This window comes from Streptomyces sp. NPDC026500 (assembly GCF_055567635.1).
Genome location: NZ_JBVHQB010000008.1, coordinates 60,772 through 74,006 on the forward strand (window position 1 = coordinate 60,772; position 13,235 = coordinate 74,006).

The window sequence follows — 13,235 nt, forward strand, 5'->3', positions numbered from 1 at the left end:
CCGGGGAAGCTGATCCTCAGCTTCCCCGGCGTTCGCCGTGCGGGGCCCGGGAGCGGAAGTCCAGAAACGGACAAGGCGAAGCGGCGGGACCCGCCGTCACTTCACCGACCCCGCCATCACCCCCTGGACGAAGTGCCGCTGGAAGGCGAAGAAGACCGCCACCGGGACCACCAGGGACAGGAACGCCCCCGGGGCCAGCACGTCGATGTTGCTTCCGAACTGCCGCACCTGTGACTGGAGTTCGACCGTGAGCGGCTGTGCGGAGCTGTCGGCGAAGAGCAGGGCGACCAGCATGTCGTTCCAGACCCAGAGAAATTGGAAGATGGCGAGGCTGGCGATGGCCGGCCGCCCCACCGGGAGTACCAGCCGCGTGAAGATGCGCCACTCGCTCCCTCCGTCCATGCGCGCGGCCTCCAGCATCTCCTTCGGCATCTCCGCGAAGTAGTTGCGCAGCAGGAAGATCGCGAACGGCAGACCGTACGAGACGTGGAACAGGACGACGCCGGGGATCGTGCCGAACAGCCCCAGCTGCCCGAAGAGTTTGGCCACCGGCAGCAGGCCGATCTGCACCGGCACCACCAACAGCGCGACCACCAGCAGGAAGACGGCATCGCGCCCCGGGAAGTCCAGCCAGGCGAAGGCGTATCCGGCGAGCGCCGCGATGACGACGACGAGGACGGTCGCCGGAACGGAGATCAGGACGGTGTTCCAGAACGCCTGTGTCATCCCCGCGTTGCCCAGCAGGGCGGAGTAGTTGTCGAAGGACAGCTGCCCAGGGCTCTTCAGCGCGGTCCACCAGCCGCCCTGCGCGGTGTCCTTGGCCGACCGCAGCGAGGACAGGAACAGACCCGCGAGCGGGGTGAGCCACACCAGGCCCACGACGACGAGAAACGCCTGCACCAGGCTGCTGCCGAGTCCTCGCCTGAGCGCGTTCATCGTTGACTCCCTCGGAAACGGCGGACGTTGAAGACCATGGCGGGTATCACCAGGAGCAGGAGCAGGACACCGAGCGCGCTGCCGAGGCCCTGGTTGTTGCCGCCGCCGAAGGACACCAGCCACATCTGGGTGGCGAGTACGGTGGCGTCCTCCTGCACCGGGCCCGGCGCGATGATGTAGACGAGGTCGAAGACCTTCATCACGTTGATGACGAGGGTCACGAAGACGACGGTCAACACCGGGGCGAGCAGCGGGACCGTGATCCGGCGGAAGATCTGCCACTCGTTCGCCCCGTCCATCCGGGCCGCCTCCAGCGCGTCACGCGGCAGCGCAGCCAGCCCCGCGCCGATGAGCACCATGGCGAAGCCGGTCCAGATCCACAGGTAGGCGCCGATGACGGCCGGCGTGACGAGCGCGGGTCCCAGCCAGGACACGCCCTCGTACGGCGGGGCGAAGTTCGACGCGGGCAGCCGCACGGTGTACGGGCCCGGGCCGAGGTCCTCGAAGCGGAAGGAGCCGTCGGCCGCGGTGGTGGTGCTCGCGACCGCGTGACCGTCCCGTACCGCCTCGACCGTCATCTCGGGCAGTCCGCTCTCCTTCCGGTCGGCCTTGCCCTGCACCCCTCCCCCGCCACGGGTGAAGTCCAGGTAGACGGCACCGCGCAGCTCGCCGGACGCCGCCGGGCGCCGGGCGGCGGCGTAAGCGGGCCGCGCGCCCTGCGGCAGGTCCTCGGGGAGTACGCCGACCAGGCCGAGGGCGACGGTGTGGCCCGGCGAGGTCGAAGCGGTCGTGCCGTACGAGCCGTCGGCTCCCTTGGTGAGGCCCTGGCCCTCGCGGGCGCGGGCGGTCGGGTACGTCGAGGTTCCCGTGAAGGCGTCGTGCACGGAGACTGCGGCGGCGTTCAGCACGCCCTTGTCGGGGTCCTCGTCGTAGGCGAGCCGGAAGATGATGCCCGCGGCGAGGAAGGAGACCGCCATCGGCATGAACAGCAGCAGCTTGAACGCCGTCGCCCAGCGCACTTTCTCGACGAGGACGGCGAGGACGAGGCCGAGGCCCGTGAGCAGGGTCGGTGCGACGACGACCCAGATCGCCGTGTTGCGGACGGCCTTGATCGTGGCGGGGTCGCGGAACATCTCGGTGTAGTTGTCACCGCCCACGAACCGTGTGCCGGAGGCGTCGAAGAAGCTGCGGCCCACGGAGAACAGCACGGGGTAGACGACGAGCGCGCCGAGCAGGAGCAGGGCGGGGAGGACGAAGGCGAGGGCGACGACCCGGCCGCGGCGCCGGGCCCGCCGCCGGCGGTCGGCCGGCGTGACCGGCGGCGGGCTCGCCTCTTTCAGGAGCGTGGCGGTCATGCGCGATCAGCCCTTGTACGCCTTGGCCGCCGCGCTCTCCAGCTCGGCCGCGGTCCCCTTCGGGTCGGACGGGTCACGCAGGAAGTCCTGGAGGATCTTCCATTCACCGGCGCCCTTGGTGCCGCCGAACGCGGCCGGGGCCTGGTCGGACATGTCGAAGCGGACGGAATTCCCGGCCGTGACAAGGGACTTGGCGGTCTCACGGGTGACGTCGTCACCGTACGAGGAGAGGTCGAGCTTCTTGTTCGGGGACAGGAAGCCGCCCTCCTTGGCCCAGACCGCGGACGCCTCGGGGGTCGTCAGGTACTCCAGGAAGCGCATGGCGGCCTTCTGGTTCTTGCCGTCCTTGAGGACGACGGCCGCGTCGCCGCCGCTGACCACGGGGGCCTTGCCGCCGCCGACCGCCGGGAAGGGGAAGAAGTTCGCGTCCTCGCCGATCTTCCGGCCGAACTGGTCCTTGGCGACCCCGGCGACGAAGTCGCCCTCGAAGACCATGCCGGCCTGGGGCTTGGGCCCGAAGACCTTCTCGACGGAGCCCGGGAAGTCGGTGTTCAGGGCCCCATTCTGGCCCCCGGCGATCAGCTGCTTGTCCTTGAAGAGCTTGCCGAGGGTGGTGAGGGCCTCGACCACGGTCGGGTCGGTCCACTTGATCCTGTGGGTGGCCAGGGCGTCGTACTTCTCGGGCCCGGCCTGGGAGAGGTAGATGTTCTCGAACCAGTCGGTGAGCGTCCAGCCGTCCTGTCCGGCGACGGAGAAGGCGGCGAGACCCGAGTCGGCGACCGTGTGCCCGGCCTTCAGCATCGCGTCGTAGGTCGTCGGCGGCTCGACGCCCGCCTGGTCGAGGGCGTCGGGGCTGTACCAGACGGTGGACTTGTGCGCGGCCTTGAAGTAGAGGCCGTACAGCGTGCCGTCGACGCTGCCGTAGTTCTTCCACACGCTCGCGTAGTTGGCGTCGACCGCCGCTCCGGCGGTCTTGGAGAGCGGTTCGAGCCAGCCCTGCTTCGCGAACTGCTGGAGCACGCCGACCTGCGGGACCATCACCACGTCGGGGGCCTTGCCGCCCTCGATCTTGCTGCCGATGACGGTGGAGACGTTGTCGCCGGTGGAGACGAACTGCGTCTTGGCGCCGGTCTTCTCGGTGAAGGCGTCCAGCACCTTCTGGAAGTTCTTCTGCTCGCTGCCGGACCAGACACCGGCCACGGTGATCGTCTGGCCGTCGAGCGACTTGTCGCCGCCGCCCGCTGAGACGGGGCCGCCTCCGCAGGCGGTCGCGCCGAGCGCCAGGGCGAGGGCGGTGCAGCTCGCGAGCAGGGTCGTACGTCGTCGCATCATCGTTGATGTCCCTTCGGGGAAATGGGAGTTGACGGATCGTCAAGGAGTGGTGAGCTGAGAGTGGGGCTCGGGGGGAAGGTCGTGGACTCGAACGCGGTCGGAGGGCTCAGGGGTTGGTGGAGTCGCTGATCCACCAGGCGGCCGTCGAGCCGGGCAGGACACCGGGCGCGCAGGGGCCGCTGGAGAGCAGCGGGGTTCCGGAGACCGGCGCGGGCGTGGGTGCCGAGCCGAAGTTGACGGCGCACACCAGTCCGTCGCCCCGGACGAAGCCGAGGACGCCGGGCTGGGCGTCCAGCCAGCGCAGCTCGCCCTCCCCCAACTGGGGTAGTCCGGAGCGCAGTTGGAGTCCGTCGCGGTACAGGTGCCAGAAGGAGCGGGTGTCGGCGAGGGCGCGGTCGGTCGCGTACTCGGCGAAGTAGGCGGGCTGCGGCAGCCACGGCTTGGCGCTCTCCGCACCCGAGGTGAAGCCGAACGGCGACGCGTGCCCCGACCACGGCAGCGGCACCCGGCAGCCGTCGCGGATGCGTGCGCGGCTTCCGGTGCGGCGGTATATCGGATCGGTGAGCACGTCGTCGGGAAGGTCGACGACCTCGGGCAGGCCGAGCTCCTCGCCCTGGTAGATGTACGCGGCTCCGGGCAGCGCCAGCATCAGCAGCGCGGCGGCACGGGCGCGGGCGGCACCCAGACCGCTGCCCTCGGTGCCCAGTTCGCCGTAGCGGGTGACCGTGCGGACCTGGTCGTGGTTGTTGAGCACCCAGGTGACCGTCGAGCCGGTGCCGGCGATGTCCTGCATGGCCTCGGAGATGACCTTGCGGAAGGCGTCGGCGCTCCAGGGCGCGCTCAGCAGGTCGAAGAAGAAGGCCTGGTGCAGTTCGTCGTGGCGTACGTACCGGGCGTGTTCGCGGGCGGTCGGCACGGAGACCTCGCCGACGAGCAGCCGTTCCCGGCCGTCCTCGGCGGTGTACTCCTCGCACACCGACCGCCAGTGGCGCCAGACGTCGTGCACCTCCGGCTGGTTCCAGGCGAGCGGGTTGACCGAGTCGCGGGTGCGGGCGTCGGCCTCGGGGTCGGGCGAGTCCGGCAGGCCGGGGTGTTTGTAGAGCCCGGCGGCCACGTCGATGCGGAAGCCGTCGACGCCCCGGTCGAGCCAGAAGCGCAGTACGTGGTCGAAGTGGCTGCCGACCTCGGGGTTGCGCCAGTTCAGGTCGGGCTGCTCCGGCGTGAACATGTGCAGGTACCACTGTCCGGGGGTGCCGTCCCGCTCGGTGACCCTGGTCCAGGCGGGGCCGCCGAACATGGCGTGCCAGTTGTTGGGCGGTTCGGCGCCGTCCGGTCCCCGGCCGTCGGCGAAGTGGAAACGGGCGCGGGCGGTGCCGCCGGGCGCCGAGTCCAGCGCCTCACGGAACCACGGGTGCTCGCTGGAGCAGTGGTTGGGGACGATGTCCAGGAGCACTCGGACGCCGAGGCGCCGGGCGTCCGTCATCAGCAGGTCGAACTCGGCGAGGTCGCCGAAGAGCGGGTCCACATCGCAGTAGTCGGCGACGTCGTAGCCGTGGTCGTGCTGCGGCGAGGGGTAGAAGGGGCTCAGCCAGATGCCGTCGACCCCGAGCTTCTTGAGATACGGCAGTCCGGCCCGGACGCCGGCGAGATCGCCGATGCCGTCCCCGGTGCTGTCCAGAAAGCTCCGGACGTACACCTGGTAGATCACTGCGTCGCGCCACCAGCGGTGCGTGTTGAGCGTCACCCGTTGACCTGTCTGTGCGTGCCTTCGGTTATGCATGCATGTTATGTAGGCATGTCGAGGAGATGTCAACGAGTAGACAGGAGGTAGCGGGAAGCTGGCCCTTTAAATGCTCATTTTTTGGCCCACTCCGTTCGAGATGAGACGGCGGCGTTACCTAACATGTAACTAGGAAGGGGTCGCTGGATGCGACGAAGAAGGGGCTCAGCCCCGGCGCGAGATGTCGGCCAGTTCGCGCGCCAGCCGGCGCACGGCGGCCTCGGGCGTCTGATGCCCGGTCATCGCGTCGTGCACCACGGCCTGCACGACGAGGCTCACCTGGTCGTAGCGGGGGCTCTTGGGGCGCGGCGCCGCGGCGAGCACACCGGCGCGCAGCGTCGGCAGATACGGGAACTCCCGGACCAGTTCCGGATCCTGGTAGAGGTCGGCCCGTACGGGCGGCAGCGCGCCCTTGGTCAGGACCTGGCGCTGCACCCGTTCACTCGTGAGATACGCGATCAGGCGGGCGGCGGAATCGGGGTGCCTGGCCTGCGCGTTGACCGCAAGGTTGGAGCCGCCGAGCACGCTCGTCCCCGGCCCGTCGGGGCCGGGCAGCGGAACCGCGCCGATCTTCCCCGCGACGGCCGATCCCGGGGCGGAGGCGCTGACATAGGCGTAGGGCCAGTTGCGCAGGAAGAGGAGACGGCCGTCCTGGAAGGCCTGTTTGGACTCCTGCTCCTTGTACGTCAGCGCCTTCTTCGGTATCCAGCCGTCACGGACGCCGTCGGCGAGGAAGCCGATGCCCTCACGGGCCGCCGCGGAGTCCACCGTGACGCGCTCGCCCTCGTCACCGAGGATCGTGCCGCCCGCCGAATAGACCGCCTCGGCGGCGTTCACAGTGAGGCCCTCGTAGGGCAGGAACTGGCCCGCGTAGCCGTCGAGTCCGTACTTCGGCGCGATGGTCCTCGCCTGTTTCTCCAGCTCGGCCCAGGTGCGCGGCGGCGCGACACCCTCCTTGGCCAGGATGTCCTTGCGGTAGAGGAGCAGTCCGGCATTCGTAACGTACGGGACGGCGTACAGCTTCCCGTCGTACCTCGCCGTGTCGACCACCGGCGGCAGGAACCCGTCGAGCGGGAAGCGGTCGCGGGGCAGCGGGGAGATCCAGCCCGCCGCGGCGAACTCCGAGGTCCACGCGACATCGATGTTGAGGACGTCGAAGCGCCGCCGGTCACCGCCGCGCAGGTCGGTGGTCATCTGCGCGTGGGTCTCGTCCGCGGAGTCCGGGAGTTCGACGAGGGTGACCTTCTCGCCGGGGTGCGCGCGGTTCCAGCCGTCGAGCAGCGGCCCGAGATAGTTGGTGAGGTCACCGGCGGTGGCCAGCGTCAGCGGACCGCGTCCGCCCCCACGCGCCCCGTCGGCGGGCGGGCCCGAGGCGACGTAACCGGACAGGACGACCGCGACGACAAGGAGGCCCCTACCGGCGGCGCGTATCCACCGCATAGGTTCCTCCCTGTACACCGGCACCGGGCACCTTCGCCCGGAGTCAGAGGCCATGTATACCTGTTAGGTATGGGCGATACTAGGGCCTGCGGCACATTGGCCTCCGGTTCATGGGTGTTCGGCACATGGGCCCGCAACACATGACGAGCATGCCGTGAGCGGCCGGGACGCCCCGAGGGCGAACCGAGAAGAAGAGAGAGAAGAGGGGGAGGAGAGCACGAGTGCGGCTGCCCCTCCTGGCCCTGCTGGCGCGCGGCCCGGGCCATGGCTACGAGCTCAAGCAGGGCCTTGAGCAACTGCTGGGCTCCGCGTACCCTCAGCCGAACGTCGGCCAGATCTATGTGACGCTCGGCCGCCTCGAGAAGTCGGGACTGATCGAGGGCGAGGAAGTCGAGCAGTCGAGCCGGCCCAACAAGAAGATCTACCACCTCACCGACGCCGGGCGTGAGGCGCTGCGCGCCTGGTACGAGGAGACGGCGGACGAACCGCGGGTACGGGACGAGTTCTTCATGAAGCTCGCGCTCGCGCCGCAGACCGGTCTCGCCGACCAGATCGCCCTGATCAACAAGCAGCGGCGCCGGTATCTGAACACCATGCGCGAACTGTCGAAGCTCGCCACGACCGAGAACCGGGACAACCGGATCTCCCAGCTGCTCATCGAGGGCGCCATGCTGCATCTGCAGGCCGATCTCGACTGGCTGGAACGCTGCCAGGAGGAGTTGGAGGAGCAGGAATGAGCCGCACCCCTCCCGCGCCGCGCGCCGAGAACCCGTCGGCGCAGCCCGAGAGCCCTTCGCCGCGTGCCGCCGGGGAGACCGCTGTGCTGCGCGCGGAGAGCCTGGTCAAGACCCACCATGGCGAAGGGGCTCCCGCACATGCCGTGCGCGGCGTCGACCTCTCCGTACGGCGGGGCGAGTTCGTGGCCGTCACGGGCCCTTCCGGCGCGGGGAAGTCGACCCTGCTGCATCTGCTCGGCGGGCTCCAGAGGCCGGATTCCGGCAGCATCTGGCTGGACGGCGTCTGCACGGACGGATACGGCGAGGCCCGCTGGGCGATCGAGCGCCGGCGCCGCATCGGCATCGTGTTCCAGTTCTTCAACCTGGTGTCGAATCTGTCGGTGGCCGACAACGTCGAGCTGCCCGCCCTGCTCGCCGGGGTCTCCCCCAAGCAGGCGCGCGCCGAGCGCGAGCAGCTGCTCGCCGAGCTGGGACTTCAGGGCAAGGAGCGCAGCATGCCGGGCGAGCTGTCCGGCGGTGAGCAGCAGCGCGTCGCGCTGGCCAGGGCGCTGGTCAACCATCCGCCCCTGCTGCTCGCCGACGAGCCCGCAGGCAGCCTCGACAGCAAGGGCACCCGGGAGGTGACCCGGCTGTTGTCCCGTTTCCATCAGCGCGGGCAGACGATCGTGCTGGTCACCCACGACGCGCGGCTCGCGAGCGCCGCGGACCGGGTGATCAGCTTCTTCGACGGCCGTATCGCCGACGACGCGGAACTCGACGGCGCGCCGTCGCGGGGCCTGGGGATATCCGGCGTGCTGGAACTGAAGGACTGAGCGACATGCGCAACCTCTTGTTCGCCTCCCTCGCACCCGCGCCCCCGCTTGCCCGCGCCACGTCCCTGACACACGCGCCCTCGCCTGCGACACACGCGCCCTCGCCTGCCCGCGCCACCACCCCGACACCCCCAGCCCCCGTCGTCTCCCCCGCGCCCTCGACCTCCGTCGCCCCGTTCGCCTCCCCCGCACCCGCGATCCCCGTCGCCCCCTTCACGTGCCCTCCGCCCTCGACCCCCATCGCCCCTTCCCCCGGGCCCTCGATCTCCGTGCGCCCGGTCATTTCCCTCGCGCCCCGGGCCTGCGTCGCCCCCTCCGCCCCCTTCGCCCGCGAACCGAGAGGCTGAGCGGGAATGCGTGCCACGTTGCGCTGGGCGCACGCCGATCTGCGCACCCACCGGGGTGAGGCGCTGTTCATCGTGCTCGCCACCGCCGGGATCGTCGCCTCGTTGCTGCTGGCCACCGCGCTCTTCGGCTACGCGACCAACCCGTGGCAGCGGGTGTTCACCCAGTCGCACGGCGCGCACGTGTGGATCCACACCGGACCGTCCTCGGACGCGCGCAGACTCGCCGAAGTGGACGGAGTCGACTCCGTCGCGGGGCCCTACCCCACCGCCTCGACCGCCGTCGAGTCACGGGGAACCCGCGCCGTGGTCGAACTGCGCGGCGCCACCGAGCAGCCCGCCACGGGGCGCCCGCTGCTCGCCTCCGGACGCTGGCTCGACCCCGCCGAGGCGGACGGCGTGGTGCTGGAGAGCAGCCTGGCCCGGGCGCTGTGGGCCGAACCGGGCGACACCCTCACCGTTCCCGGCACCGCCCGGAAGCTGACCGTGCTGGGCGTGGCCGACAGCGCCGAGCCCCGGTACAGCCCGGGCGAGCGGCCGGGCCTGGTGTGGGCCCTCCCGTCGGCGGTGCGGGGCACCGCCGGGCGCGCCGGACAGGTGATCGGGCTGCGGCTGACCGATCCCGGCGACACCGACTACGCGGTCCAGCGGGCCGTCACCCTCCTCGGCGCCGGCGCGGTCACCGAGGTCTCCCCCTGGCAGCAGGCGCGTGCCGAGGCGCAGGGCGACAACCGTCTGCTCGGGCAGGTTCTCGGCCTGTTCGGCCTGGGCGCGCTCGTCGCCGCCGGGCTCGCCGTGCACGGTGCGATCGGCACCCGTATCCGTGGCCATCTGCGGGACATCTCGGTGCTGAAGGCGATCGGCTTCACGCCGGGCCAGGTGGTACGGATCTTCCTGTTGCAGCACGTGGCGTTCGCGCTGCTGGGCGCCGTGCTCGCGGGTGCGCTCACGCAGGCGCTGGGCAGCCGGGTCCCGGGGCGTCTCGGGGACGCGGTCGGTGTGTGGCAGGGACTGCCGGGACACACCGCGGCGCTCTTCTCGGTGCCCGCGGCCGCGGTGCTGTTCATCGCCGCGACGACCGTGCTCGCCGCGTGGCGGGCCGGACGGGTGTCACCCGTGCCGGGGCTGCGCGCCGCGGCACCGCTCGGCGGCGGGCTGCCGCGTCTGGCACGCGGGGCGCTGGGGCTGCGGCTGCCGTCCGCGCTGGTCCTGGGCTGGCACAAGGCGTTCACCCGTCGGCCGCGCTCGCTGGCCACGGTCGCCCGCCTCGCGCTGCCCCTGCTGCTGATCGTGGTGGCCATGAGCGCCTGGACGACCATCGACCGCTTCCACAGCAGGCCCGAGCAGCTCGGTCTCGCGTCCGCACTCACCGTCCGGCCGGACGGGAGTCTGAGCGATTCCGGCGTACGGGCCCTGCTCGACCGGAATCCGCAGGTCACCGGGGTCCACCCGGGCATCCAGGTGCCCGCTCTGGTCCCCGGCCAGACCGGCACGATCGCGCTGCGCGGGCTCGGCACACGCCAGGACCCCTACCCGTTCTCGCTGGCCGAGGGCCGCCCCGCGCGCGGCCCCGACGAGGCGGTGGCCGGTCAGGGCCTGCTCGACCTGCTGGACGTGCGGGTCGGCGACTGGGTGCGCATGACCGTGGGCGCTCAGCCGCAGATCCTGCACATCGTGGGGCGGAGCATCGAACCGGAGAACGGCGGCCGGGTCATCTCCACCTCGCTCGACACCCTCCGTGAGAACGACCCGGGACTCCGGCCGACCCTCTATCAGCTCCAGCTGCGCCCCGGCGCGGACCCGCACCGGGTGGCCACGGAGCTGGCCACGGCGGCGCACGGACACTTCGACGTGCACGCCGTGACCAACCCGGCCGACGGGCTCTCGCCGCTGCGCGGAGTCGTTGTGGGACTGATCGCCGTACTGGCCCTGATCGGGCTCATCGAGCTGCTCACCGCGATCGGCGGCACGGTCCGCGAGGGCGAGCGGGATCTGCTGGCGCTGAAGGCGATCGGACTGACGCCGCGGCAGATCACCGCGATCACCGTGACGGCCACGGGGTGCACGGCTTTCGCGGCGGTCCTCGTCGGTACGGCTCTGGGGCTGCCACTCGCGCACTGGCTGATCGATGCCCAGGGAAGGTCGAGCGGCATCGGCGCGGGCGTCGCGCGGGGACCGTCCGCGCTGCTTCTGCTGCTGTTCGGCGGCGCCGCCGTGCTGGGCGCCGCCGCGCTCGCCGCCCTGCCGGCCGCCCGAGCGGCCCGCCGCCGGCTGGCGGACACCCTCAGCGCGGCGGCCTGATCCCGGTCAGGTCCCGTACGGTCCTTGCCCGTAGAGGTTCTGCCGCGTGCCCGGCCCGGGCGGGTGCCCCTGGGGGTGGGGGGCGTACGGAGCGCTCTGCGGATACGGGCCCGACGGGCTGCCGTAGCGGTACGGGTTGTACCGGTTCCCGGGCGGGAAGGGCGTCCCCTGCGGAGGCACGAAACCGCCGTGCGGCGGGTACCCGGGCGGAGCCACGGGACGCGGGATCGGCAGGGCCGCGGGGTGCGCGCGCAGCCTGATCCCATAACGGCGGCGGAGCCTGTTCATCTCCAGGACGGAGATGGCGGTCACCGTCACCGGCGCGCCCAGGATGAAGACGATGCCCAGGGTGAGGCTGAGCCCGTGCAGATCACCGGTGACCAGGTCGGACCGTCAGTCTGTCGCTCGTCCATCTCCCACGTGAACCGGCCAACTTCCGCTCCCCCGAACGATCGCCATCGTGATCGCCGGGGATTGCACGGGAAGCGGGCGGACTCCCGCCGCCCGCTTCCCCGCATTCGGGGACCTAACGGCCGCGCAGCGTCCGGTACTTGGCGACCAGGGCCTTGGTCGACTCGTCCAGTCCCGGCACGTCCGCGCCGTCGGTGAGGGCGGGCTCGACGCGCTTGGCGAGCACCTTGCCGAGCTCGACGCCCCACTGGTCGAAGGAGTCGATGTTCCAGATCGCGCCCTGGACGAACACCTTGTGTTCGTAGAGGGCGATCAGCTGGCCGAGGACCGAGGGGGTCAGCTCCCTCGCCAGGATCGTGGTCGTCGGGTGATTGCCCTCGAACGTCTTGTGCGGCACCAGCTCCTCGGGCACCCCCTCGGCGCGTACCTCGGCGGGGGTCTTGCCGAAGGCCAGCGCCTGCGTCTGCGCGAAGAAGTTCGCCATCAACAGGTCGTGCTGGGCGACCAGGCCCGGCAGCAGGTCGGCCACGGGCTCGGCGAATCCGATGAAGTCGGCGGGGATCAGCTTCGTGCCCTGGTGGATCAACTGGTAGTAGGCGTGCTGGCCGTTGGTGCCGGGCGTGCCCCACACCACCGGGCCGGTCTGCCACTCGACCGGACGGCCGTCACGGTCCACGGACTTGCCGTTGGACTCCATGTCGAGTTGCTGGAGATAGGCGGTGAACTTGGACAGGTAGTGCGAGTAGGGCAGCACGGCGTGCGACTGCGCGTCGTGGAAGTTGCCGTACCAGACACCCAACAGACCGAGCAGCAACGGGACGTTGGCCTCAGTGGGAGCGGTACGGAAGTGCTCGTCGACGAGGTGGAAGCCGTTGAGCATCTCGCGGAAGCGGTCCGGGCCGATCGCGATCATCAGCGAGAGGCCGATCGCCGAGTCGTAGGAGTAGCGTCCGCCGACCCAGTCCCAGAACTCGAACATGTTGGCCGTGTCGATCCCGAAGTCGGAGACCTTCTCGGCGTTCGTCGACAGCGCCACGAAGTGCCGCGCCACCGCCTCCTGCCCGGCCTTCAGACCGCCCAGCAGCCAGTCACGCGCCGAGGTGGCGTTCGTGATCGTCTCGATCGTGGTGAACGTCTTGGAGGCGATGATGAACAGCGTCTCCGCCGGGTCCAGGTCCCGCACGGCCTCGTGCAGGTCCGCGCCGTCCACGTTCGACACGAACCGGAGCGTGAGGTCGCGGTCCGTGAACGAGCGCAGCACCTCGTACGCCATCGCGGGACCGAGGTCGGAACCGCCGATGCCGATGTTGACGACGTTCTTGATGCGCTTGCCGGTGTGCCCGGTCCACTCGCCCGAGCGGACCCGCTCCGCGAAGCCCGCCATCCTGTCGAGGACCGCGTGCACGGCCGGCACCACGTTCTCCCCGTCGACCTCGACGACCGCGTCCCGCGGCGCCCGCAGCGCGGTGTGCAGCACCGCCCGGTCCTCGGTCACATTGATCTTCTCGCCCCGGAACATCGCGTCCCGCAGCCCGAAGACGTCGGTCGCCGCGGCCAGCTCGCGCAGCAGTCGCAGCGTCTCGTCGGTGACCAGGTGCTTGGAGTAGTCGACGTGCAGATCGCCGACCTGGAGCGAGTAGCCGGAGCCGCGCGCGGGATCGGCCGCGAACAGGTCGCGCAGATGGGCGTCCGCGAGCTCCTCTCGGTGCTTGGCCAGAGCGGTCCACTCGGGTGTCTGGTTGAGCCGGGTACGGCTTTCTGCGTTCATCTCGGACTTCCGCCTTCTT

At 70.8% G+C, this 13,235-nt stretch carries 10 protein-coding genes; 3 read left to right on the forward strand and 7 right to left on the reverse strand.

Going from position 1 to position 13,235, the window contains the following annotated elements:
• Positions 1 to 96: 96 nt before the first annotated feature.
• The 5 genes from ACZ4N5_RS16395 to ACZ4N5_RS16415 all read right to left on the reverse strand — a co-directional run bounded on the left by ACZ4N5_RS16395 (position 97) and on the right by ACZ4N5_RS16415 (position 6,843).
• Complete coding sequence (locus ACZ4N5_RS16395) at positions 97 to 936, reverse strand: carbohydrate ABC transporter permease (RefSeq protein ID WP_467757759.1); 840 nt, start codon at positions 934 to 936, stop codon at positions 97 to 99.
• On the reverse strand, positions 933 to 2,291 hold the full coding sequence (locus ACZ4N5_RS16400; RefSeq protein WP_467757760.1) for an ABC transporter permease subunit: 1,359 nt from the start codon (positions 2,289 to 2,291) through the stop codon (positions 933 to 935). The genes ACZ4N5_RS16395 and ACZ4N5_RS16400 overlap by 4 nt, the downstream gene beginning before the upstream one ends.
• Before the next feature lie 6 nt (positions 2,292 to 2,297).
• The gene (locus tag ACZ4N5_RS16405) at positions 2,298 to 3,623 is read right to left on the reverse strand and encodes an ABC transporter substrate-binding protein (protein ID WP_467757761.1); all 1,326 of its coding nucleotides are present in this window, start codon (positions 3,621 to 3,623) and stop codon (positions 2,298 to 2,300) included.
• 106 nt (positions 3,624 to 3,729) lie between these two features.
• A complete protein-coding gene (locus tag ACZ4N5_RS16410; RefSeq protein WP_467757762.1) occupies positions 3,730 to 5,403 on the reverse strand; it encodes a glycoside hydrolase family 13 protein in 1,674 nt (557 codons plus the stop codon).
• A gap of 165 nt (positions 5,404 to 5,568) precedes the next feature.
• Positions 5,569 to 6,843, reverse strand: a complete 1,275-nt coding sequence (locus ACZ4N5_RS16415; protein WP_467757763.1) for an ABC transporter substrate-binding protein — start codon at positions 6,841 to 6,843, stop codon at positions 5,569 to 5,571.
• Between the two features lie 221 nt (positions 6,844 to 7,064).
• On the opposite strand from ACZ4N5_RS16415, the gene ACZ4N5_RS16420 reads away from it, so the two are divergent.
• From ACZ4N5_RS16420 to ACZ4N5_RS16430, 3 genes are all read left to right on the forward strand, one after another.
• Complete coding sequence (locus tag ACZ4N5_RS16420) at positions 7,065 to 7,580, forward strand: PadR family transcriptional regulator (RefSeq protein WP_467757764.1); 516 nt, start codon at positions 7,065 to 7,067, stop codon at positions 7,578 to 7,580.
• Entirely contained in the window at positions 7,577 to 8,392 is an 816-nt protein-coding gene (locus ACZ4N5_RS16425; RefSeq protein ID WP_467757765.1) for an ABC transporter ATP-binding protein, read from the forward strand. The genes ACZ4N5_RS16420 and ACZ4N5_RS16425 overlap by 4 nt, the downstream gene beginning before the upstream one ends.
• Positions 8,393 to 8,745: 353 nt before the next feature.
• The gene (locus ACZ4N5_RS16430; protein ID WP_467757766.1) at positions 8,746 to 11,037 is read left to right on the forward strand and encodes an ABC transporter permease; all 2,292 of its coding nucleotides are present in this window, start codon (positions 8,746 to 8,748) and stop codon (positions 11,035 to 11,037) included.
• Between the two features lie 6 nt (positions 11,038 to 11,043).
• Here the strand turns inward: ACZ4N5_RS16430 and ACZ4N5_RS16435 are convergent, their stop codons facing one another.
• A complete protein-coding gene (locus ACZ4N5_RS16435) occupies positions 11,044 to 11,355 on the reverse strand; it encodes a hypothetical protein (RefSeq protein WP_467757767.1) in 312 nt (103 codons plus the stop codon).
• A 208-nt stretch (positions 11,356 to 11,563) separates the two neighbouring features.
• Complete coding sequence (gene pgi / locus ACZ4N5_RS16440) at positions 11,564 to 13,216, reverse strand: glucose-6-phosphate isomerase (RefSeq protein ID WP_467757768.1); 1,653 nt, start codon at positions 13,214 to 13,216, stop codon at positions 11,564 to 11,566.
• Positions 13,217 to 13,235: the final 19 nt, after the last annotated feature.